The following is a 2042-nucleotide window of genomic DNA, read 5'->3' on the forward strand; positions in this document are numbered from 1 at the left end:
CTCTGGCGATTTACTAACCATGCGAAGCTAGGCGGGTGATGCCTTGAATTATCGAGTTTTTTACCTTCCGGCTCCATTGACGCCCATTCTGTCCCATGTTATCCCAAATCATCCCATGCAGAACCAGATACGCCCACCCGTATCCAGGCGTTGCAAGGGATGGGGTCGGGAGCGTTGGTCGGCATCGTTACTGAGGCGTAACACGGTGTATGACAAGCGGTTCGGGCGCGGAGGCACAAACACGGTGGGATCGGGCATCGGGGGCAACCTCGGGCCTATGGGCGAAGGGGCTGCGGATCGGGAATGGCATTATTCCTGTCCACATTCGTGAATAAGGTCGATAAGAAGGGCCGCGTGTCGGTCCCGGCACCCTTTCGCGCAGCCTTGGCCGATCAACCCTATGGGGGGATTCTGGCCTATCGCTCGTTGCAGGGGTCTTGGATCGAGGCGGCGGGAATCGACCGCCTACAGAAATTTTCGGACGAGCTAGAACAGCTCGATCCTGACCGGCCTGAAGAGGCCGAACGCTACAATCTGCTCTCGACCCTCTTGGGCGAGACGTTTCAGTTGGCGTGGGACGAAGGCGGACGGGTGCTCTTACCCCAACCGCTCCTAGAGTATGCGGGCATTGGCGAAGAAGCTGCCTTTGTCGGCCAGGGTAAATTTTTTCTGATCCGGGATCCGTCCCAGCAGCGGGCAATCGTAGAGGCGACGGTTGCAAGCAGGCTGGAGACGAAAAGGGCCAGAGATGCCACCAGCCAGGCGCCCTCCCCCCGGAGGGAGTAATGGTCGGCCAGCATCTCCCGGTTCTGATCCGGGAAGTTATCGCGGCGCTCGCCCCTCGGGACGGTGGCCGCTATATCGATGGGACGTTCGGGCGCGGCGGCTATACGCGTGGTTTGCTGGAGGCGGCAAACTGCACAATATTGGCCATCGACCGCGATCCGGAGGCCCTGAGCGTTGGGGCGGAGATGGCCAAGGGCTTCGGCGGGCGTTTGCACATCGTCGCGGGCACCTTCGGTCATCTCGACAGCCTTGCTGCAACGGCAGATTTTGGCCCCATTGATGGGGTAACGCTCGACATCGGCGTTTCCTCCCCCCAGATCGATACGCCCGAACGCGGCTTTTCCTTCCGCACCGATGGTCCCTTAGACATGCGGATGAGCCTGTCCGGGCAAAGCGCGGCGGACCTCGTGAATGGGCTCGGCGAAGAAGATCTGGCGAACATCATTTATCAGTACGGCGAAGAACGGCTTTCCCGGCGCGTGGCCCGTGCAATTGTTCGGGCACGGACGGAAGCGCCCATTCTCACGACCTCGGCTCTCGCCGAGATCGTGCGCAGCGCCGTGCCGAAATCCAAAGACGGGATCGATCCGGCCACCCGCACTTTCCAAGGCCTGCGCATCGCCGTGAACGACGAGTTGGGCGAGCTCGAACGCGGGCTTGCCGCCGCCGAGCGCTGCCTTGCCCCCGGCGGGCGGCTGGCGATTGTGGCGTTTCACTCGCTTGAAGACCGGATCGTCAAAAATTTCCTCGCCGACCGCAGCGGCAAAAGCGCCTCGGTCTCGCGCTATGCCCCGCCGAAGGAAGTGGACGCGCCCAGCTTTACGCTGATTTCGCGCAAGGCGATCACCGCCCAGCCCGATGAGCTCGCCGCCAATCCGCGCGCCCGGTCGGCAAAGCTGCGCGTCGCCGAGCGCACCGCAGCCCCCGCCCATATGCCGAAAGGAGCCTGACCATGTGGCGCTTCTTTCTCGTTTGGCTCGTGCTCGCAAGTTCGGTTGGCTATGCCGTCTATCACCTGAAGTATGAGGTGGCGCGCAAAGAGCGCGTGCTAACCCAGCTCAACCGCCAAATCCTTGCCGATCAGGAATCGATGCAGGTGCTGAAGGCCGAGTGGAGTTTTCTCAATCAGCCGCAACGCATCGAAGAAACCGCGCGCATTCATCTCAGCTTAGAGCCGCTGACGGTGAAGCAGATCACCAAGATCGCCGCGCTTCCCTTGCGCGCCCAACCGCTGCCGCCGCTCGCCCCGCCTGTGA

At 61.9% G+C, this 2042-nt stretch carries 3 protein-coding genes; all 3 read left to right on the forward strand.

What is annotated here, in order from left to right; genetic code table 11:
* The first annotated feature begins 303 nt into the window (after positions 1 to 303).
* Positions 304 to 786, forward strand: a complete 483-nt coding sequence (locus tag VZ95_RS17165) for a division/cell wall cluster transcriptional repressor MraZ (RefSeq protein ID WP_045776941.1) — start codon at positions 304 to 306, stop codon at positions 784 to 786.
* Complete coding sequence (gene rsmH / locus VZ95_RS17170) at positions 786 to 1736, forward strand: 16S rRNA (cytosine(1402)-N(4))-methyltransferase RsmH (RefSeq protein WP_045776942.1); 951 nt, start codon at positions 786 to 788, stop codon at positions 1734 to 1736. The genes VZ95_RS17165 and rsmH overlap by 1 nt, the downstream gene beginning before the upstream one ends.
* Positions 1737 to 1738: 2 nt before the next feature.
* The coding region (gene ftsL, locus VZ95_RS17175; protein ID WP_045776943.1) for a cell division protein FtsL at positions 1739 to 2042 on the forward strand (304 nt) is incomplete at its 3' end.

It is taken from the genome of Elstera litoralis (assembly GCF_000963705.1).
Lineage (GTDB): Bacteria > Pseudomonadota > Alphaproteobacteria > Elsterales > Elsteraceae > Elstera > Elstera litoralis.

Coding starts and splice junctions, on each gene's coding strand:
- VZ95_RS17165 (WP_045776941.1), top strand. CDS start 304: ATGGCATTATTCCTGTCCACATTCGTGAATAAGGTCGATAAGAAGGGC.
- rsmH (WP_045776942.1), top strand. CDS start 786: ATGGTCGGCCAGCATCTCCCGGTTCTGATCCGGGAAGTTATCGCGGCG.